Annotated in this window: 18 protein-coding genes and 1 other RNA gene; 16 read left to right on the top strand and 3 right to left on the bottom strand. The window is 36.2% G+C overall.

Going from position 1 to position 20,113, the window contains the following annotated elements; all coding sequences use genetic code 11:
* Positions 1-11: 11 nt before the first annotated feature.
* The 5 genes from ELD05_RS11165 to ELD05_RS11145 all read left to right on the top strand — a co-directional run bounded on the left by ELD05_RS11165 (position 12) and on the right by ELD05_RS11145 (position 5,332).
* On the top strand, positions 12-464 hold the full coding sequence (locus ELD05_RS11165; protein WP_241243480.1) for a YaaR family protein: 453 nt from the start codon (positions 12-14) through the stop codon (positions 462-464).
* Positions 465-480: 16 nt separating this feature from the next.
* Positions 481-1,443, top strand: coding sequence for a DNA polymerase III subunit (locus tag ELD05_RS11160; RefSeq protein ID WP_127352484.1), 963 nt, complete (start codon positions 481-483; stop codon positions 1,441-1,443).
* A 5-nt stretch (positions 1,444-1,448) separates the two neighbouring features.
* A complete protein-coding gene (locus ELD05_RS11155; protein ID WP_011916310.1) occupies positions 1,449-2,336 on the top strand; it encodes a PSP1 domain-containing protein in 888 nt (295 codons plus the stop codon).
* A 122-nt stretch (positions 2,337-2,458) separates the two neighbouring features.
* A complete protein-coding gene (locus tag ELD05_RS11150) occupies positions 2,459-3,751 on the top strand; it encodes a DNA recombination protein RmuC (RefSeq protein WP_127352483.1) in 1,293 nt (430 codons plus the stop codon).
* Positions 3,752-3,934: 183 nt separating this feature from the next.
* Positions 3,935-5,332, top strand: a complete 1,398-nt coding sequence (locus ELD05_RS11145) for a 2-isopropylmalate synthase (protein ID WP_039766300.1) — start codon at positions 3,935-3,937, stop codon at positions 5,330-5,332.
* Positions 5,333-5,400: 68 nt separating this feature from the next.
* On the opposite strand, the gene ELD05_RS11140 is transcribed toward ELD05_RS11145, so the two are convergent.
* Positions 5,401-6,003 carry a hypothetical protein gene (locus tag ELD05_RS11140; protein ID WP_127352482.1) on the bottom strand — a complete coding sequence of 201 codons (603 nt, stop codon included), beginning with the start codon at positions 6,001-6,003 and terminating at the stop codon, positions 5,401-5,403.
* Between the two features lie 475 nt (positions 6,004-6,478).
* Here ELD05_RS11140 and ELD05_RS14815 point away from each other — a divergent pair, with 475 nt between their 5' ends.
* Complete coding sequence (locus tag ELD05_RS14815) at positions 6,479-6,607, top strand: hypothetical protein (RefSeq protein WP_277601415.1); 129 nt, start codon at positions 6,479-6,481, stop codon at positions 6,605-6,607.
* A 64-nt stretch (positions 6,608-6,671) separates the two neighbouring features.
* Here the strand turns inward: ELD05_RS14815 and ELD05_RS11135 are convergent, their stop codons facing one another.
* Positions 6,672-7,328: an ATP-binding cassette domain-containing protein gene (locus ELD05_RS11135; protein ID WP_127352481.1), complete on the bottom strand. Its 657-nt coding sequence runs from the start codon at positions 7,326-7,328 to the stop codon at positions 6,672-6,674.
* Positions 7,329-7,538: 210 nt separating this feature from the next.
* Here ELD05_RS11135 and ELD05_RS11130 point away from each other — a divergent pair, with 210 nt between their 5' ends.
* From ELD05_RS11130 to ELD05_RS11085, 10 genes are all read left to right on the top strand, one after another.
* Positions 7,539-7,979 carry a DUF4830 domain-containing protein gene (locus ELD05_RS11130; RefSeq protein ID WP_127352480.1) on the top strand — a complete coding sequence of 147 codons (441 nt, stop codon included), beginning with the start codon at positions 7,539-7,541 and terminating at the stop codon, positions 7,977-7,979.
* A 149-nt stretch (positions 7,980-8,128) separates the two neighbouring features.
* Positions 8,129-10,060, top strand: coding sequence for an aconitate hydratase (locus ELD05_RS11125; protein WP_127352479.1), 1,932 nt, complete (start codon positions 8,129-8,131; stop codon positions 10,058-10,060).
* 86 nt (positions 10,061-10,146) lie between these two features.
* A complete protein-coding gene (locus ELD05_RS11120) occupies positions 10,147-11,154 on the top strand; it encodes an isocitrate/isopropylmalate dehydrogenase family protein (RefSeq protein ID WP_127352478.1) in 1,008 nt (335 codons plus the stop codon).
* Positions 11,155-11,186: 32 nt separating this feature from the next.
* The gene (locus ELD05_RS11115) at positions 11,187-11,882 is read left to right on the top strand and encodes a GntR family transcriptional regulator (protein WP_127352477.1); all 696 of its coding nucleotides are present in this window, start codon (positions 11,187-11,189) and stop codon (positions 11,880-11,882) included.
* Positions 11,883-11,992: 110 nt separating this feature from the next.
* The gene (locus ELD05_RS11110) at positions 11,993-14,218 is read left to right on the top strand and encodes a Mur ligase (RefSeq protein WP_127352476.1); all 2,226 of its coding nucleotides are present in this window, start codon (positions 11,993-11,995) and stop codon (positions 14,216-14,218) included.
* 74 nt (positions 14,219-14,292) lie between these two features.
* Positions 14,293-14,580, top strand: coding sequence for a hypothetical protein (locus ELD05_RS11105; RefSeq protein ID WP_127352475.1), 288 nt, complete (start codon positions 14,293-14,295; stop codon positions 14,578-14,580).
* Positions 14,581-14,670: 90 nt separating this feature from the next.
* An RNA gene (gene ffs / locus ELD05_RS11100) (signal recognition particle sRNA large type) lies at positions 14,671-14,942 on the top strand.
* 127 nt (positions 14,943-15,069) lie between these two features.
* Positions 15,070-15,486 carry a hypothetical protein gene (locus ELD05_RS11095; protein ID WP_011916321.1) on the top strand — a complete coding sequence of 139 codons (417 nt, stop codon included), beginning with the start codon at positions 15,070-15,072 and terminating at the stop codon, positions 15,484-15,486.
* A gap of 139 nt (positions 15,487-15,625) precedes the next feature.
* Positions 15,626-17,371 carry a GGDEF domain-containing protein gene (locus tag ELD05_RS11090; RefSeq protein WP_241243479.1) on the top strand — a complete coding sequence of 582 codons (1,746 nt, stop codon included), beginning with the start codon at positions 15,626-15,628 and terminating at the stop codon, positions 17,369-17,371.
* Positions 17,368-19,035, top strand: coding sequence for a nucleoside kinase (locus ELD05_RS11085; RefSeq protein WP_408609359.1), 1,668 nt, complete (start codon positions 17,368-17,370; stop codon positions 19,033-19,035). Before ELD05_RS11090 ends, ELD05_RS11085 begins: the two co-directional genes overlap by 4 nt.
* Positions 19,036-19,108: 73 nt before the next feature.
* Here the strand turns inward: ELD05_RS11085 and ELD05_RS11080 are convergent, their stop codons facing one another.
* Positions 19,109-19,996 (bottom strand): hypothetical protein, encoded by an 888-nt coding sequence (locus tag ELD05_RS11080; RefSeq protein WP_127352474.1) that lies wholly within the window; start codon positions 19,994-19,996, stop codon positions 19,109-19,111.
* Positions 19,997-20,113: the final 117 nt, after the last annotated feature.

Raw genomic sequence — 20,113 nt, 5'->3', positions numbered from 1 at the left:
AGAAGTGAGAAATGAATATGAGAATAGAAGATGTAAAAAGAAACAATATATCTAATGTAACATTTTTTCAAGACCCTAAGAAGGTGGAAAGAAAGCAAGAGTCTTTTTTGGGATATGTAAAGCAACTTGAAAGGGATCAATTAATAAACAGAATAAAAGAGCTTATAGAAAAGATAGATTCTCTTGGTCAAAGCCTTGCAAAAAAGATGGATTTGGTGACTTTAAAAGAGTATAAAAAATCCATAAAAGAGCTCTTGTCGTATACAGTTTTTTCTTCTCATGAATATTTCAAAGAAAGCCTTTTTGGCAAAAAAGGCAGACACAAAATATTTGGAATAGTCAAGAAGATTGACGAGAAAATGGATTTGCTAACACAAGAGATTATCAAAAAAGAAGCTGATAATATAAAGGTTTTATCATATGTTGGTGAGATAAAAGGACTTTTGATAGATTTATTTATGTAGCAGGTGAGGACAGAAAATGAATTTAGATACGTTTGTTGGTCAAAAGGAAATTGTATTTACGCTCAAAAAAGCACTTAAAAACCCTTTTCATGCTTATATATTCGAAGGTGAAAAAGGGTTTGGCAAAAAGCTCTTAGCAAGGGTATTTTCAAAACACATTCTGTGCGAGAATAAGTCTTCTTGTGGTGTATGTAAATCTTGCCGTCTTTTTGAGGCTTCTTCACATCCAGATTTTCATATTATAAAAAGGCAAGAAGATAAAAAAGAGATTTCTGTTGAGAGCATCCGAGAGATTATAAAAGAGTTGTCAAGAGGTCCTATTTTTTCGGATAAAAAAGTGTTTATAATTGAAGAGGGTGAAGAGCTTTCAATAAGTGCTCAGAATGCTCTTTTGAAGACCTTGGAAGAACCTCCTACTTATGCACTTTTTATAATCACATGTAACAACATTGAAAGGCTTTTACCAACCGTACTATCAAGGTCTATTGTGCTTTCTTTCAAGAGATATTCTGCGTCTGAGATAGCAAAGATTTTAGAACAAAATGGTCTTGAGCCAAAAGACTATATAGTTAAACTTTGCAAAGGTAATCCTAAAATTGCTCTTGATTTTTATAACAAAGAGGTTCAAAATAAAAGAGACTATATTTTTGATAAACTCCTTTGCTATGATGGGGCAAGTTTTGACTTGATAAAGGAATTCGAAAGTGATTTTGAGAAGCTAAAGAACGATTTTGAATTTTTGTTTGGAAACATTATATACTTTTTAAGAGACGCACTTTTTTATAAAAAAACAAAGAGTATTGAACTCATTACAAACACAGACAAATTGGAAAAGATTATAGAGTTTTCAAACAAACATACAATTAGTCATATATACAAACTTTTACAAGATTTTATGATTTTAGAGAAATATCCGGACGCAAATGTTATCTCAGACAATGTGCTTGACATGATTTTCTTAAAACTATCAGGAGGCTAAAAATTATGGCAGAAGTTGTTGGAGTGAGATTCAAAAAAGCAGGGAAGATATACTGGTTTGACCCAAATGATATAGATTTAAAAGCAGGCGATGATGTGATTGTTGAGACTGTCCGTGGGATTGAGATGGGCAAAGTTATGATAGAGAAAAGAGAAGTGCCTGATGAGGAGATAGTTCAGCCTCTTAAAAAGGTTGTGCGAAAGGCAACAGAAGAGGACTACAAAAAGGCTCAGGAAAATATTGAAAAGGCTGCAAGGGCGCTTGAGATTTGTAAAGAGAAGGTCAAAAAACACGGCCTTCCAATGAAACTACTTCATGCAGAGTATACGTTTGACAACAACAAGCTACTTTTCTATTTCACTGCAGAGGGAAGGGTTGACTTTAGAGAGCTTGTAAAAGACCTTGCAGCAGTTTTCAGAACAAGGATTGAATTAAGACAGATTGGTGTCAGGGACGATACAAAATTCAGAGGCGGTTTGGGTCCGTGCGGAAGAGAGGTGTGCTGTGCAACACACCTTTGCGAATTTCAGCCAATTTCAATTAAGATGGCAAAACAGCAGGGGCTTGTTTTAAATCCTGCAAAAATTTCTGGGCTTTGTGGAAGGCTTATGTGCTGCCTGACATATGAGCAAAAATTCTATGAAGAGGCTATGCTAAAACTTCCTGGCATTGGTGCAATTGTGAGAACTGCTGATGGCGAGGGCGAGGTTGTTGAGGTAAATGTCTTAAAAGAGAAGGTTAAGGTGAGATTTGAGGATGAGCAGCAGAATGTTGAGGTAAAAGAGTACTCTGTTGGTGAGTTTGAGATTATAAAAGACACCAAAAAGATTCAACAACCAATGGTTGCACTTGATGACGATGAACTAAAAGAGCTCTTGGATTTAGAAGAGTAAGCCTTTTTGTTGAAAGAGATTAGATAATATGGGTTTTTGACACTTTAGCAAAAGTGGGCTGCTATGGGGTTGTAAAAAAGGCAGCCCGTTTTTTAAATTTGTTTTGAGGGGGAATTTTAAAGGTGGAAATTGCTCTTTTGTTGCTTGTAATAATCCTTCTTGTTGTGAATATCGTATTAGTATTTAGTATAAAAAACTCCTCTTTTCAAACAAGAGCAGAAGAAAAGTTTGAGAGCATTGAAAAGATGCTCGACAAGCTTCAAAATCTCACTCTTGAACAGATTTCGCAAAATAGAAGCGAGGTTCAAAACACAATCAGCTCATTTGGCAATCTTCTTATGAGCATGTTTTCTGACTTTTCGTCGTTTCAAAAATCGCAGTTTGATTCATTCTCAAGCCAAATTTTAAACCTTACAACAACAAGCCAAGAAAAGCTTGAAACAATAAGAAAAGAAGTGGATTCAAAACTTTCGCAAATTCAAGAACAGAACGAAAGAAAGCTTGAGCAGATTCGCCAGACAGTAGATAGTCACCTCCAACAGACGTTAGAAGCCAAGCTTGGTGAGTCTTTCAAACTTGTATCAGAACGTCTTGAGCTTGTCCATAGAGGACTGGGTGAGATGCAGGCCTTAGCAAACGGTGTTGGTGACCTCAAGAGGATTTTGAGCAATGTAAAAGTGCGTGGGACTTTGGGTGAGATTCAACTTGGAAACATTATAGACCAGATTTTGGATACTTCTAAATATGAGAGAAATGTGAGGATAAAACCTCATACACAAGAGCAGGTTGAGTTTGCTATTAAGATTCCATCTAAAAATTCAAATGAAAATGAATTTATATACCTTCCTATAGACTCCAAATTCCCCATTGAGAGTTATGAGCGTCTGCTTGAGGCGCAGGAGAAAAACAATATTGACGAGATTTCGAAGTTTTCAAAAGAGCTTGAAAACAGCATAAAACAGAATGCAAAGACAATTAAGGAAAAATACATAGACCCGCCAAGGACGACCGATTTTGCAATCATGTTTTTGCCAACTGAAGGACTTTATGCAGAGGTTTTGCGAATTCCTGGACTTTTTGAGTATGTCCAGAGAGAATATAAAGTCATAATAGCTGGGCCAACAACAATATCTGCTATCTTAAATAGCCTTGCGCTTGGGTTTAAGACCATTGCTATTGAAAAGAGAACAAGCGAGGTATGGGAGCTTTTGTCAGCTGTCAAGACTGAGTTTTCAAAGTTTGGAGAGGTTTTAGAGAAGGTCAAAAAGAAGCTTCTTGAAGCTCAGGATACAATAGACACTGCTGCAAGAAAGACAAGGACTATCGAAAGGAAGCTCAAAAACGTCGAAAGCCTTTCTTCTGATGAGGCTGCACAAAAAGTGTTGTATAGTGATGAAACTGAAGAAGAACAGTAAGAAAATAATTCCATTTATGAAGACTCAAAATTTACATCTTGCAAAATTTTAGTTCATATCTTAAAATATACTCTTGCCTACCTTAAAGTTTTGCAATATGCTATTGCCAAAAATGCAAAAGTAGAATATAATATATCTCATAAACAAAATTGTATACATATATACAATGTGGAGGGTAAGTTTATGGCAAAAGTAGAGTTTAACCCAAGGACAAATCTGATTGAGCAGGCAGCGTATAAATATACACTCCAAGATGTTTCAGAGCCAAACCTTTACAGAGATATTTTTCCATATACAGAAATTCCTAAGATAGCATTCAATCACAGGCATGTTCCTATGTTTGTGCCTGATGAGATATGGATAACAGATACAACCTTCAGAGATGGTCAACAAGCAAGATCACCTTATACAGTTGAGCAGATTGTGAGGCTTTATGACTATCTACATGAGCTTGACAATGACTCTGGTGTCATCAGGCAGACAGAGTTTTTCCTGTACTCTAAGAAGGATAGAGAAGCAGTAATCAAATGTATGGAAAGAGGTTATCGCTATCCAGAGGTTACTTCATGGATTAGGGCACGAAAAGAAGATTTCCAGCTTGTAAAAGAAATGGGAATAAAAGAGACTGGTATACTTGTATCTTGCTCTGACTATCACATATTCAAAAAGCTCAACATGACAAGAAAACAGGCAATGGAGATGTACCTTTCAATTGTTGAGGCGGCGCTTGAAAATGGCATAATTCCACGCTGCCACTTTGAAGATATTACAAGAGCAGACTTTTACGGCTTTGTTGTGCCGTTTGCAAATGAGCTCATGAAACTTGCAAAACAGGCAAACATGCCGGTTAAAATCAGGGCATGTGATACACTCGGGCTTGGTGTTTCATACCCAGGGGTTGCACTGCCAAGAAGTGTTCAAGGCATAATTTATGGACTTAGACACTATGCAGAGGTTCCTTCTGAGTGGCTTGAGTGGCATGGTCACAACGACTTTTACAAGGCTGTTGTGAACTCAGGTACTGCATGGCTATATGGTGCGTCTGCTGTTAACTGCTCACTTTTGGGAATCGGCGAGCGAACAGGTAATACGCCTTTGGAGGCTATGGTAATTGAATACGCTCAGCTGCGCGGAACAACAAAGAACATGAGGCTTGAGGTTATCACAGAGATTGCAGACTACTTTGAAAAAGAGCTTGACTATGAGATTCCACCTCGAACACCATTTGTTGGTCGTGCATTTAACGCAACAAGGGCAGGAATTCACGCAGATGGTATTTTGAAAGATGAGGAGATTTACAACATCTTTGATACAAAAAAGATTTTAAACAGGCCAATTGTCATTGCAGTTGACGCACACTCAGGGCTTGCTGGTATTGCAGCATGGATTAACACCTACTTTAGGCTTGAGGGCGACCAGAGGATTGACAAGCGTGACCCACGAGTGGCTAAAATAAAAGAGTGGGTTGACAAAGAGTACGAAAACGGTAGAACAACTGTTATTGGTGATGACGAGCTTGAAATGGTAGTACGTGAGGTCATGCCAGAGTTATTTAAGATGCATGAGAGTAGGGTGAAGTGATTAATAGGCTTATAGATGTTAAGAATGTAAAAGCTGGCAGCATTAAACTGCCAGCTTTTTATATAAAATTACAGGATGGGAGTAAAAAACATCTCGATAATCTTAAACTGAAATATATAAACTCCTAACTCAGCAACTGATGAAAGATTAAATTTGCTTTTATGACTTGCTGACAAAAGGGCAAGGTAGTTTGTTAAAAGCAAGACGAACAGTAAAAGAATTAATTTGTATTGTAAAGTACCAGACACAATCACAAAAAGAAGGTACAATAAAAAAGAAAAAATGCATGCAAGCAAAGGAGTTATGAATTTATAAGATGGTAGATTTTTAAAATAAAAAACATCTTTTTTTAAATCGTCCTGGTTTGCAGGCAAAAATTTTATAGAAAAGATTACAAAAATCTGCAGAAGTAGGAAAATTATTTCTCTATACTGTCCAAAATATCTATAAGCAAAACCAAGAAACACAGCAATAATTAATGCCATTACTACCTGTGAAAGAGATGTTCTTTTGATGATGATTAAATCTTTATATATTGAAGCAAATATCTTTGGCATATACACTTCAAAGCTTTTTTGCAGACTTGGGGTGATTAAGCTATAAAGTCTCCAGCTATAATCAGTTAGATAATTAAAATTGCCATTTGCAAATCCAACTTTAATTTTATACATGATAGCGCCTAACTCTGTAATTTTTTTGCAATCCCAATGTTGATGCAAAAATATCAGAAGTACAAATAAAACTGCTACTAACCACTCAAGCCTATGTATGAAACCTAAGATGGTTATAATGACAAATAAAAATTTAATGCTTTTCCTATTTTTACTAATATAAAATGATTTAAAGAGTATTATAAACTCAGCACAAATTGAAGCAAAAAAGAATCTTTTTGTGAAACTGCCTAGAAAAACAATCATCTCTTTATTTGTGATAAAGTCAAAGAAATAGAGAGTAAAGAAATAAACAAAAAAGTAAAAAAGAGCCAATTTAATTATCTTATATATCACTGACAGTAATACTCTAAACAAAAGCCAGTTTGTAGAATAATAAAAGATTTTGATGCTTGGAGTTTGAGGACAGAGTGTACTTATTTTAGACGTCAAAGTTTTTAAGAAAAAGAAAGCTACCAAAACAAGCATTTGAAAAATGGCATTTGACTTTAAAATTACAAGAAATTTTTCAAATGCAAGAATTAAAACATATAAATCTGTAAAAGGCAACACGAGTGGCAATGCTGCAAGTATAAAGGTTGATCCAAGTCCCGCAGGAAGATAATTTTTCAGAAACTTTTTATATAGCTGAAAAGTATCCCTTGCTTCTGCTTTGAGTATTGTAAATATCATCTTTTTAGGTTTCGTCCTTTCGCTAAAATAATGTTTCTGTCAACAAGCTTTTCCAAATGCTCATTTTTTTGATGTGATGTCAAAATAATAGTTTTCCCACATTCTTTTAGCGTTTCTAATATCTCACAAAATGTCAAAATGGTTTTTGAGTCTAAATTAGCGAAAGGCTCATCTGCAATGTAAACATCAAATCTTTTCAAAAGACTTAGAGCTATCATAAACTTCTGTTTAGTTCCTTTAGAGAGCCAAGATGGAAAGAAGTTGTGATAGTCTTTTAAATCTAAAACGACAGAGATAGAGTCAATGAGTGACTGTGCTTCTTTTTTTGAATATCCATACGTTATTGCAACCAGCTTCATATGCTCTTTTACTGTAAGTGCTTCATAGTAAATAGGTTCATCTGGTAAAAAAGAAATTGGCAAATCCTTTAAATTCTCTTTTTTAAGATCAACTCCTCTGAAAAGTACTTCTCCTTGGTAGTCTATATCAAATTTTGATAGTATATTTAACAGGGTTGTCTTACCGGATCCATTTGGTCCTTCAATCAATACACACTCACCTTCAAATATCTCAAAAGACAACCTTTCAAATACAACCTTTTTTCCAAAAGATTTTGTCAGATTAAAAGATTTATATAGCATCCTTTTTTCCATTTTTTCAGCCCTCTTCAGAGCGAAAAAATCTATGTATTTAACTAATTCTGTTATTTCATTTCTTCTATATTATACCAAACAAAGATACAATTATCAAATATTTTTCACTTAAGGAGTGCAAATGTTTCAAAATATTACAATGATAATATTGACAAATAATAACTCTTGTGATAATGTAAAGAAAATTATAGATTTTTGGAGTGAAGGAAAATGAAAAGGTCAAAGGTGTGGATTAGTTTGAGTTGTATAATGTTGATTGGAATTGTGCTTTTTATAGTTTTAGAGTGTGGAATTTGGAAAAGTAACAAAAATAGCAGAGACACTGCTGAAATTGCAGCAGATTTTGTCAAGAAAAAAGGTTATGCTATAAAGGTGAATAGTGGATTTGAATATAAGATTGTTTTGCCCAAAAATCTTTCTCAATTTGAAAGGTATTCTAAAATAAAAAGGTTAATTAAAGCATTTAAGCTTGAGGCATATAAAGGGAAAACTTTAACTATTTTCGGTTATTGTGTCGAAAAAGATGGAAAAGACGCAGGCACTTATATTTTGTGTATAGACGGCAGTAAAATAATTGGCAGCTTTCTTGACGAAACTGAAAACGAAGAGTACGTTACTCTTTTGAGAACAACATTTGGTATAAACCAATAGAATTGGGATAGGGTTCAATAATAAAAACCGTTCGAGCAGAAAAGTTAATATGGTACTTTGTTTTCATCTTGTATACAAGTATACCTTGATGATATAATATATAGGGTATCCAAAAACAAAATCAGGTTGGCAGGAGGTTTTAAAACACAATGGGTTTGAGTGTTGCTCAGAAGATTATAAAAGAGCATTTAGTCAAAGGTGAAATGATACCCGGAAAAGAGATAGCTATCAGAATTGACCAGACCTTGACACAAGACTCAACAGGTACAATGGCATACCTTCAGTTTGAAGCAATGGGAATTGACAGAGTAAAGACAAAAAGGTCTGTTGCATACATTGACCATAACACACTTCAAACAGGTCCAGAGAATGCAGACGACCATCTATACATACAAACAGTTGCTAAAAAACATGGAATTTACTTCTCAAAACCCGGAAATGGAATATGTCATCAGGTTCATTTAGAGCGATTTGCGGTACCAGGTCAAACTCTTTTGGGCTCAGATAGCCACACACCAACAGCTGGCGGCATAGGAATGCTTGCAATTGGGGCAGGCGGCTTGGATGTTGCGGTTGCAATGGGTGGTGGCGAGTACTATTTGATTATGCCAAAGATTGTAAAAGTGAATCTAAAAGGAAGACTTCAGCCTTGGGTTTCTGCAAAAGATATCATCTTAGAGCTTCTTCGCAGGCTTACTGTCAAAGGCGGAGTTGGCAAGATTTTTGAGTACACAGGCGAAGGTGTAAAAACTTTGTCTATTCCAGAGAGAGCGACAATCACTAACATGGGTGCAGAGCTTGGTGCAACGACATCAATCTTTCCATCTGATGAAATAACATATGAGTTTTTGAAGGCTCAAGGTCGAGAAAATGACTTTGTTGAGATTTTACCAGACCCTGATGCGGTCTATGATGAAGAGATTGAGATAGATTTGTCAAGTTTGGTGCCACTGGCGGCATGTCCGCATAGCCCGGACAATGTTGTGCCTGTGTCTGAACTCAAAGGAATCAAGGTTGACCAGGTTGCAATTGGAAGTTGTACAAACTCATCGTACAAAGATCTTATGAAGGTTGCAAAGATTTTAGAAGGAAAGACAATTGCTGAGCATGTATCACTTGTTATATCACCAGGCTCAAAACAGGTTTTAAACATGCTTGCACAGAATGGAGCTTTAGCGTCTTTGGTTTCAGCTGGGGCGAGGATTTTAGAGTGTGCGTGTGGTCCATGTATTGGTATGGGTCAAGCACCAAGGACAAATGGAATTTCACTCAGAACATTTAACAGAAACTTTGAAGGTCGAAGCGGAACACCTTCTGCAAAGGTTTATCTTGTATCACCTGAGACTGCTGCAGCATCAGCTATAACAGGCTACATCACAGATCCAAGAACCTTGGGCGATGAACCTCAGGTTGAGATGCCAAAGAGCTTTTTGATAAATGACAACTTGATAGTACCACCTGCTGAAAATCCAGATGAAGTTGAGGTTATACGAGGACCAAATATAAAGCCATTCCCACAAGGAAAGCCACTACCAGAGGTAGTAGTTGGCAAAGTTTTGGTAAAGCTTGGTGACAATATTACAACAGACCATATTATGCCGTCTAACGCAAAGCTTTTGCCATACAGGTCAAACATCCCATATTTGTCTGACTACTGTTTGACACCATGTGACCCGGATTTTCCAAAGAAAGCGCGCGAAAATGGTGGCGGTTTTATTGTTGGTGGAGTAAACTACGGTCAGGGCTCCTCAAGAGAACATGCAGCGCTTGTGCCGCTTTATTTAGGAATTAAAGGGGTTTTAGCAAAGAGCTTTGCACGAATTCACATGGCAAATTTAATTAACAACGGAATTATTCCTATGGTGTTTGAAAATCCGAACGATTATGATACAATTGAAGAGATGGATGAGCTAAAAATTGAAAATGCAAGAGATCAGATTGAGAAGAGTGATGTGCTGATAATAGAAAATGTCACAAAGGGCTTGAAGTATAGAATGGTTTTGAATCTCACAGAAAGACAACGTCAGATGATTTTACATGGAGGTCTTTTGAACCTGACAAAGGCAAAAGGGATGAACTAAAAAATATAGTAAATAGTAATTTTTAAGAAGAGGGGATACAAAGTCCCCTCTATATAATTAAAAATTTGCTTTGAGGAGGATGACAGATGAGCTATACAATTACTCTTATACCTGGCGATGGAATAGGGCCTGAAGTGACAGATGCTGCAAGAAGAGTTTTGAATGCATCTGGTGTGAAAATTGAATGGGAAGTTGTTGAAGCAGGTGAAAAGGTTATGCAAGAGCATGGCACTCCACTTCCTGACTATGTCCTTGAGAGTATAAAGAAAAACAAGGTTGCATTAAAAGGACCAATTACAACACCTGTTGGGACAGGTTTTAGAAGTGTAAATGTTGCCCTTCGTCAAGCTCTAAATCTTTATGCAAATGTAAGACCAGTGAAGTCTTATGAAGGTGTGCCAGCAAGGTATACCAATGTAGATTTAATAATTGTCAGAGAGAACACAGAAGACCTTTATGCAGGCATTGAGTATATGGCTGGAGATGATGCAGCAGTTGGTGTTAAAATAATAACAAGAAAGGCAAGCGAGAGGATTGTAAGGTATGCCTTTGAGCTTGCAAGAAGAGAAAAGAGAAGAAAGGTTACAGCTGTTCACAAGGCAAACATCCAAAAGCTAACAGATGGACTATTTTTAGAATGTGCAAGAAAGGTAGCTCAAGACTATCCTGATATAGAGTTTGAAGACATGATTGTCGATGCGATGAGCATGAAACTTGTCCAAAGTCCAGAAAACTATGATGTTTTAGTTATGCCAAACATGTATGGTGACATTCTTTCTGACTTGGCAGCAGGCTTGGTAGGGGGCTTAGGGATAGCACCAGGTGCGAACATTGGTGAAGATGGTGCTGTGTTTGAGCCAATCCATGGTTCCGCGCCAAAAAGAGCAGGACAGAACATGGCAAACCCAACCGCAACAATCCTCTCTGGTGTTATGATGCTGAGGTACTTAGGCGAGCTTGAAGCTGCTGACAGGGTTGAAAAGGCAGTTGCAAAGGTTATAAAAGAAGGGAAAGAGGTTACATATGACCTTGGCGGTTCAACTGGTACAAAAGAGTTTGCTGATGCCGTTATTCGTGAGATGGAAAGACTGTAAAAAATTAAAATCTTTTATGAAGGTGATTTTGGATGGTTTACAATCATTCAGATGAGAGGGAAAGTAGATATTCACCACTTTATGAAAAAATATTTGAGATCATCAAAGAAAGGATTTTAATGGGTATTTTAAAGCCGGGCGACCCTCTTGTTGAGGTAAAACTTGCAGAAGAGCTTGGTGTTTCACGAACACCTATAAGAGAGACCCTGCGTCAGCTTGAGCTTGAAGGACTTGTGTATTCTATACCTCACAAAGGTGCGTTTGTTGCTGGTGTGACTGCTCAAGACATAGAGGATATATACACAATCAGGATGCTTTTAGATGGACTTGCTGCACGCTGGGCAGCTCAGAAGATTACAAAAGACGAAGAAGATGAGCTGACAGAGATAATTACGCTTATGGAGCTTTATACAAGAAAAAAGGATATTCCAAAGGTGATGAAAACAGACTCACAGTTTCATCAGCTAATTTACAAGGCCTCTAAAAGCAAACCGCTCGAGCATGTTTTGTCAACATTTCATAGCTATATTATAAGAGCAAGAGCAACGTCATTTGAAACACCCGGTAGGCTTGAAGAGGCTATGGAAGAGCACAAGCTCATATTTGAGGCAATTGTAAATAAAGACCCTGACAAGGCTGAGGAGTACATGAAGCTTCATGTAAAGAACGCAGCCAAAAATCTAATTGAACAAAAGAAAATGGAAGAAAAAACTGTGGCAGGGAAATAGGAACTCTTCCCTGCTTTTTTGTTTTTTTGAGGTATCATCCCCCTTTGAAGAGGGAAGAATACTGAATATAGAAATTGATGTAAAAAAGGGGGATAGTTTTTTCAAGACCTATGAAGATAGAAAATGTAAAGGTTTACAACAATAAAAATATCTACTCAGACAAAAAGGTGGCTGTGGTAGATGCCAAATGTGATATTGAAAAGGCAAAGAGGTTTGCAAGCTATTGTATCCAGATTCAAAATTTGATTGGGTATAACCTGATTGAGTTTTATGACTGTATAAAAGAGGTAGACAAGATAAAAGTGCTTATTGAGCATGACAATCCAAAGGTAATTTCTCAGGTCATAGAACTTGCCATTGAGGCTGTGAGCAATAATTTAAAAATTGAAGATTGCCAGGATAGGATTTTGAAACTGAAAAAGCTCACAATCGAGACAGAGCTGAGTCCTAATACAAGGCTTTTGAAAAATGCATGCCAGAAAAGAGGTATAAGATTTACAAGGATTGGTTATACAGACACATGTGTATTGGGTGAAGGGAAGTGGGCGAAGGTTTTTTCAGGTCTTTTGAGCGATCAGGACTTTGCTCACTTGAGTTTGTCTTTTGACAGAGAGCTGCAAAAGAGAGTCTTGCAGGCAAATGGTTTTCCAGTTCCAATGTTCAGAGTTGTGTTTACACAAAATGAGCTTATGCAAGCAGTAAAAGAACTTGGTTTTCCTCTTTCAATAAAAGGCTGTTGTAAGAATTCACCAAATTTAATAAATATAAGAACAAATCAACAGGCAATAGAGGCTTTCAATACAATAAAAAACTTTGAAAACAGAGTAGTGGTAGAGAGGTTTGTCTTGGGGAACAGTTACAAGGTTTTGGTTGTAAATGGCAGAATGGTTGCTGCTATAAAGAGAACATCACCTTATATTGTAGGGGATGGGGAAAAGAAGATTTTAGAGCTTTTAAGTGAGGCAGAGAGGCAGAATAAACAAATTCAGAAAAATATACTTAAACAGGGTTTTAATCTATATGACATTTTGCCAAAGGGAATGAGGGTATATTTAAAAGAGGCTACAAACTTTAAAAACGGATGTATTGTAGAGGATGTAACAGAGCAGGTAGTATGTACAAATCAGCAGCTCTTTTGCAATGTTGTACAAAAATTTGGTTACCAGTTTGCAGTTTTGGACTTTGTAACAGAAAATATCTCTTTGCCATATACAACAATTGGTGGTTATATTGTAGATATAGAGACAAATGCCGATTTGAGGGTATTTTGTCAAAACTGCAATGTTGATGTATATGGCGCAATCCTGGATGTATACTTTGAAAAAATGCCAAACCCGTCTGTACCGATTATTGCTGTTTCAGGAACATTTGGGAAAAGCACAATTCTCCAGATTATAAGGTACATTTTACAAAGATGTGGTGTTGAGACTACAATAGACTCTGATATAAACAATTTTTACCTTAGGAATATTTCTGATACCTCAGATATAAAACTGATTGAGTTCAATCCCTCAGCTCAAATTGAAGAAATAGAAATTGAACCATGCGTAGGAATAATAACAAATACCTTAGATGAAAATCAGATAGAAAAAAATATACTATTTTCAAGAAGTATAAAAGAAAATGGGTACCTTATTTTAAACGCAAATGACCCTTTTAAGTACCTATACGGTGCGAAAGCAAGGTGCCAAATTGTATTTACTTCAGCTAAATTTGACCATCCTGACCTGAAGGCTCATATTGAATTAAAAAAACCTTGTGTGTATCTTGAAGATGATTCAATCACAATCTTTGATGGAAATGAAACCTTTAAATTTTGCAGTGTAAAAGAAATTCCATATTCATATGATGGAAAGCTCAAATTTGCAATAGAAAATATCCTGCAAGTGGTGGCAGCACTTTACTTTTACGGTGTTGACCCTGAGATTATCTACAAGTTCTTGATTGAGTATAAAAACGACTCTCATCAAAACCCTGGTAAGTTCAACATCTTTGATATCAATGGGGTTAAAGTTATAATTGACGATATTCAAAAAAAGGAACATGTCAAGATTGTTATCGAAAATCTTGAGCAGATAGAGATTTGTAAGCTTTTATTTGTATGTGATAGTACTAAAAAGGATTTAATAGATTTTGTAGAAGACAAAGAAAGGGTTGTTTACAAAGATATAAAGGTTTTTGGAGATGTTGTTGAGCTGATTTCAGCAGCTATGAAAAGAGCAAAAAAGGGTGAAGGTGTTTTTATTATCCTTCCAGAACCTCTAAATAAGGACATAACATATGAGATACGGGAAAGTTTAGCAAGGCGTAAAAAGAATTTTGTCAACAATGCTTGAAATAAGGCTTTAAGTTTAGTATCATATCCACTATGGGGGTCTTGTAAAAAAACTTGTTAGGAGATGATTTTGTCATGAAACTACCTGAGGTTTTTAAATATAGAGGGAGAGAGGTTTACAAGATAAAAAATAATCTCATTCACTACGGACGGCCTAACGATAAGTTTATAGCTGTGCTTGTAGTTTTGGGAACTGAAGAGTACAAGGGTTATAAAATCTCATCACCACTTTCTGTTGAACTTCAGATAAACAACCCAAAACTTACTGTAAAGGAGAGAGTTGTTAAAAAAGGTGAAGCAGACAACCTGTACAAGGCACTTGAGCTTGCGCATGTGTGGCTGACCCAGGCAAACGGTGAGTAAATTTTTGATGGTTGATTTTAATGCATTTTGAGAGTATAATTTAACTTATGGAGAAAGCTTTTATAAAAAAAAAACTAAATAAAAGTTTGGCTGTGCTATGACGGGGAGGTAGCGGTGCCCTGTAACCCGCAATCCGCTACAGCGGGGTCGAATAGCCAGCATGAGGTATAACCCTGTTGGCATTGAGGGTAAGCCAGGGGCGAGGATGGTTGTGTCCTGCGCAACGCGACGGCTGTGAACCCCGCCAGGTCCGGAAGGAAGCAACGGTAAGCAGTTTTTCGCGTGTGCCGCAGGGGTGCATGACAGGAGCCTGGCTGGCTTACTATTTCACCAGGAGGGTTATATCGAAGCTGGTTGCACAGCCATTTATTGTTTGCTCTTTCCAGGAAGATTAATCTAAAAGTTAATAATTTTATTGACACATACTTATTTATAGAATATAATATAGAAAAATATAGCATAGGCTTACAAAGGGAGGATAAGCCACAAATGATAATCGTAGAAGGACAGCAGCTCTTGACCTCCCAAATGACAGCAGTTCTGAAGCCTTACATAGGCGAGGCTCATCTTATCTCAAGTGTCTTAGTTTTGACTCATCTTATGGGACTCAAAGAATTTTCCTTTTTTGGTGATGAAAAGACCTATTTGAAGCTTAAAAAACTTCTCTTTCCAAACGTTTACATTCATTTTTGCATGGATAGCTTTGAGATTGCTTTTGTTGATGTAACTGCTATGAAAAAGAATTTTTTGAATCTTTTTCTGTTTAGAAACTGGGTTGAGACTTTGAAGTTTGGCAAAAAGGTGCTTTTATATGATGTTCTGAAGGAAGGTAACAGCGTGTTTGAACTTTGCGAGTATATTCTTCTCAACCACCAGATGTACATTTGTGAAAAAGAAAAACTATAAAGAGGGAGAAAAGCAGAGGGAGATTTGAAAAGTCTCCCTTTTAAATTTTTGATAAAATGGGGTATAATTAAATCATCCCTCGCAAACAGGGGAATAAATTAATATATAGGTAAAATTAATACTTATGAGGGCATCAGATATGAAAAAGAGTACAAGTTTTACAATTACAACCTGTTTGACTTTTATGCCTGCCTTAGTATTTGCACAATTTAATCTGTCAAAAGAGTTAACTGAATTTTATCTTTACAAATCTTTCGAAATTGCAGGACTTGTGGCAATAAGTGGAGTATTTACCATATCTCTTACCTTAGGCAATGAATTAAAGAATACTTTGCTTTACAGTTTCGGAAAAGCTTTTTTAAGCCTTACTATATTGAAATTTTTGTATGTCCTGAGTTTAGATAAAGACATTATAGATAATGTTAGAAATGTACAGGGTCCTGATTTTTTGAATGCTTTATTTAAACTTTTAATTATCTATTCTTTGTTATTTTCAATAGTGTTTAAAGATAAGCTTAGGTCTCTTTGGGAAAAATGGGTTGTTGCCATTAACGTTGTTGTAGCAGTGTATGGAATTTGGTTTTTTGGCAGTATAAGCACAGGCTATAAAGGTTCCTTTTTGGTCTCAGAAGAGATATTAACACATCTTTACACATTTTGTGAGATATTAATTATGATAGGGATTTTACTGTCTGTTTTTTTGCTTTTTACAAACGTAAACTACAGACAATCGAAGAGTTTGAATCTATTTTTAATTTTATTTGGTTTTGGTGAAGGTATATTGATCATTACAAAGAGAAATGGAATACTTTTAACAGAAGCTTTACAGAACTTTGCACTCTTATATCTTTTTATTGCTATATTTTTAAGTATTACCTTACGTCAATTTAGATTTTTACGCCAGCTTTCTTTGTTTAGCAGTGAGGTTTTGAAAGAAAAGCTTGACATTAGGAAGAGTTTTGATCTACTTGTTGAGTTTGTGTATGAGATATACTCTAAGGTTTTTTCGAAAATCTGCTTTTACTATCTTCAACATGAAAATGTGTTTAAGCTTATAACAACAAAGGGTGATGATGATGTTGAGAACATCCAAGAAAAGGTGATATTAAAGTTAAATAGTGAATACTTTAGTGATTCAAAAATGGACATTGATGTTTTTAATATTCCAAGACTTAAAGAATTTCTCCAGTTGGAAGAGGATGAGTATTTTTCTGTTTCAAGCGTTTATAGAAATGCAGCAGTTGTTCCAATTTATAGGCAAAACCAAATTGTTGCCCTTTTGATTTGTTATACAAAGATTAAAAATTTCAAGCTCAGCAATGAGCTTATAGATGGACTTTTGATATTCAAAAACTTTTCACAAGCACTTTTGTCTCAAATAGAGAGAATAGAAAAGATACGAAGCTTGTCAGCAGAGGATGAGCTAACTGGCCTTTACAACAGGCGATATTTTATCAAAGAATTAATTATGGAGTCACTTTCGTGTGACAGGTATGGTGGCAAGTTTTGTTTAGCTTTCTTTGATATGGACAATCTAAAACTTCTGAATGACTTTTATGGGCATTCAATGGGTGACAAGGCAATAAGGATGATAGCAAGGGCTATAAAGGACAATATCAGAAAGACTGATGTTCCGGCAAGGCTTGGTGGAGATGAGTTTGCTGTGATATTTAAAAACTGTAGCAAAGAAGATATAGAAAATAGAATAGAAAACATAAAAAAGCTTATTGAAGAAGAGTCGGAAAAACAGCTTCCCAAAAAGATAAGAGTTAGCTGTGGTGTTGCAGTATACCCTGATGATACAAAAAGCCTTGATGAACTTTTGAAGATTGCAGATATGCGAATGTATGAGGAAAAATTGAAAAACAAAGGGGAGAGCAAATGATGCAGGAGAGAAAAGATACTGCCAAGGTATTTTTTGTAGACATAAACAAATATCAGGAAATTCCAGTTGGTACTGTACTTCTTGATTTAGTACCGAAATTCCAGATGCTTTTCAAGTCTCCAATTGTTGCTGCAAAGGTTGACAATGAGATAAAAGAACTAAAGTATGTAGTTTCAAGAGACTGCAAGATAAGGTTTATTGACATGACACAGGAAGACGGAATGAGAATTTACAGAAGAAGTTTGATTTTTGTTTTGATTGTGGCAACAAGGATGCTGTTTAAAGAAGCTGTGAATGTTCAGCACTCACTTTCAAAAGGACTATATTGTGAGGTTGAAAATAGAAAACTGTCTGATGAGGACATAGTGCTCATCAAACGAAAGATGCAAGAGATAATAGAAAAGGACATTCCTTTTAGAAGAGAAAAGGTTACAAAAGAGGAGGCAGTGAAGCTCTTTGAAAGTATGGGGTATTTGGATAAAGCAAGGACAATAAAGTTTTCTGAAAACGACCACGTCTATATTTACTACTGTGGCGATTTTGTGGATTATTTTTACGGACACATGGTACCATCAACTGGGTATCTTAAAATCTTTGATTTGATTCGCTACCAAGACGGAATGGTTTTGCTGTACCCTGACAAGTCCAATCCATTCAAACTTCAAGAGTTTGTGGAGAACAAAAAACTATTTGTTGTGTATCATGAATACAAAAACTGGGGCAAGATTTTGAAAGTAACAGATGTTGGTGAGCTTAACCAAGTAATTGCAAGTGGTAAGATAAGGGAGTTTATAAGAGTATCAGAGGCTCTTCATGAAAAGAAGATTGCATATATTGCTGATGAGATTTCTAAAAACCCGGATATTAAAGTGGTTTTGATTTCTGGTCCGTCATCATCAGGAAAGACAACGTTTGCACATAGGCTTGCAATTCAGCTTAGAGTGAACGGAAAAAATCCAATTTACATTGGTCTTGATGACTATTTTTACGAAGATAGGGTGCCACTTGACGAAAATGGAAAGCCTGACTATGAGTCAATTGAGGCAATTGATATTGAGCTTTTCAATACACAACTGAAAGATTTAATTTCGGGCAAAGAAGTTGTTTTGCCCAAGTTTGATTTTATAAACCGAAAACGCACATTTCAAAGAAAAGTTAAACTTGAGGAGAATGATATTATAATAATTGAAGGAATTCATGGATTAAATAGTAGGCTTACACCAATGATAGATGATAGGAATAAGTTTAAAATATATGTAAGTGCACTTACACATTTGAACCTTGACAAGCACAACCGTATTCAAACAACCGACTATAGGATACTCAGGCGAATTGTGAGAGATGCTCGTACAAGAGGTGCCTCTGCAAAAAGGACAATTTCAATGTGGCCATCTGTACGAAATGGCGAGGAGAAAAATATCTTTCCATACCAAGAGATGGCTGATACAATGTTTAACTCTGCTCTGATCTATGAACTTGCTGTTTTGAAAAAGTATGCTGTACCGCTTCTTAAAACAATCACAAAAGAAGATGAAGAGTACTCTGAAGCACAACGGCTTTTGCATTTTTTAAGCTTTATACTCTCTGTTGATGATGAACGTGAGATCCCACCACAGTCAATCATAAGAGAGTTTATTGGTGGTTCTTGCTTTTATGATTTTTAATAAAAAATGGTCTGGGACCAAAGCCTCCCAGACCATTTTTATTAGTTTTCATTTCAAAATTTAACATGCTGACTTAAAAAGTAAGATTTGTTGCTGAGCTATTTGTGCTGTTATTCTGGTCAGAAGTTTGACCGCTTCCAAAGCCTCTGAACTTGCCCCAAAAACCGTGCATCTTGCCAAAGCCCATGCCGCTGCTGTTTTTAAAACCTCTAAATCCTTTAAATCCAAATCTTTTTGACAAATCCCAGTTTGTAATTTTGGTCTTGATAGCTTCTTTCATCTTATCAGCCTGGTCTTTTGTGATTTTTCCATCTGACAGCAGCTTGTCAATCTTCGCTGTTTCCATTGCAATGAGCTTGTTTTTGAAATCTTGCTCAGAAATATTCTTTGCCTTTAGGATATCCTGCAATGTCTTCCCATTTTTTAGCTCGTTTAAAAGTTGGTCCTTTGTCATACCAAGCACAGATGCAATGTCACTCATCATGTCAAGTCCCAAAAATCCTCTGCCCAAAGCCTTGTCTTTAAAACCAAAGAAGGGTGTTTTCCCGTCCCAGCTGTCAATCTTTTGTTTGATGTTTTGTTTAAGTAGATTTGCCTGGTCGCTTGTAATCTTGTTGTTTTTCAGAGCTTCATCAATTTTAGCATATAGCGCATCTAAAAGCTTTGCCTTAAACTGCTCTAACGTCAGCCCTTTTTCTTTCAAAATGTCCAAGAATGTCTTTCCGCTTTGGATTTGCTTTTGAATGTCCTCTTTCTTCATTCCCAAGATGCTCTCAATAGCGCTACTGATGTTAAGGTCAACTCCATAGCCTTTGCCTTGCTTACCAAACCAAAGCTTTGTCAAGGAAGCTTTAAAAATGGTTGGTTTTGCCGCTTTGCTTCCTCCTGCAAACGCAAGGCTTACACTCAGCACTAAGGCTGCAATTAAAACAATCCCAATAATTACTTTGAACTTTCTCAAAACTTATCACCTCTTTTTGTAGAATGCTTTCTTTCACTTTATATTATCCCACACAAATTGGAGTTTTCTGTTGCGAAATTGTAAAAATATTTTGAAGGCAAGAATTTACAATTAAAA

The sequence above is a fragment of the Caldicellulosiruptor changbaiensis genome, assembly GCF_003999255.1.
GTDB lineage: Bacteria > Bacillota > Thermoanaerobacteria > Caldicellulosiruptorales > Caldicellulosiruptoraceae > Caldicellulosiruptor > Caldicellulosiruptor changbaiensis.
Note: the sequence above shows the minus strand (reverse complement) of the source record. Positions and strands in the feature narration are given on the sequence as shown.

Bases quoted from the DNA above. Each gene is read 5' to 3' on its own strand.
- ELD05_RS11125 (WP_127352479.1), top strand. From the start codon at position 8,129: ATGGGTTTGAGTGTTGCTCAGAAGATTATAAAAGAGCATTTAGTCAAA.
- ELD05_RS11090 (WP_241243479.1), top strand. From the start codon at position 15,626: ATGAAAAAGAGTACAAGTTTTACAATTACAACCTGTTTGACTTTTATG.
- ELD05_RS11155 (WP_011916310.1), top strand. From the start codon at position 1,449: ATGGCAGAAGTTGTTGGAGTGAGATTCAAAAAAGCAGGGAAGATATAC.
- ELD05_RS14815 (WP_277601415.1), top strand. From the start codon at position 6,479: ATGGCATTTGACTTTAAAATTACAAGAAATTTTTCAAATGCAAGAATT.
- ELD05_RS11130 (WP_127352480.1), top strand. From the start codon at position 7,539: ATGAAAAGGTCAAAGGTGTGGATTAGTTTGAGTTGTATAATGTTGATT.
- ELD05_RS11145 (WP_039766300.1), top strand. From the start codon at position 3,935: ATGGCAAAAGTAGAGTTTAACCCAAGGACAAATCTGATTGAGCAGGCA.
- ELD05_RS11085 (WP_408609359.1), top strand. From the start codon at position 17,368: ATGATGCAGGAGAGAAAAGATACTGCCAAGGTATTTTTTGTAGACATA.
- ELD05_RS11160 (WP_127352484.1), top strand. From the start codon at position 481: ATGAATTTAGATACGTTTGTTGGTCAAAAGGAAATTGTATTTACGCTC.
- ELD05_RS11140 (WP_127352482.1), bottom strand. From the start codon at position 6,003: ATGTATAAAATTAAAGTTGGATTTGCAAATGGCAATTTTAATTATCTA.
- ELD05_RS11165 (WP_241243480.1), top strand. From the start codon at position 12: ATGAATATGAGAATAGAAGATGTAAAAAGAAACAATATATCTAATGTA.
- ELD05_RS11110 (WP_127352476.1), top strand. From the start codon at position 11,993: ATGAAGATAGAAAATGTAAAGGTTTACAACAATAAAAATATCTACTCA.
- ELD05_RS11105 (WP_127352475.1), top strand. From the start codon at position 14,293: ATGAAACTACCTGAGGTTTTTAAATATAGAGGGAGAGAGGTTTACAAG.
- ELD05_RS11095 (WP_011916321.1), top strand. From the start codon at position 15,070: ATGATAATCGTAGAAGGACAGCAGCTCTTGACCTCCCAAATGACAGCA.
- ELD05_RS11135 (WP_127352481.1), bottom strand. From the start codon at position 7,328: ATGGAAAAAAGGATGCTATATAAATCTTTTAATCTGACAAAATCTTTT.
- ELD05_RS11115 (WP_127352477.1), top strand. From the start codon at position 11,187: ATGGTTTACAATCATTCAGATGAGAGGGAAAGTAGATATTCACCACTT.
- ELD05_RS11120 (WP_127352478.1), top strand. From the start codon at position 10,147: ATGAGCTATACAATTACTCTTATACCTGGCGATGGAATAGGGCCTGAA.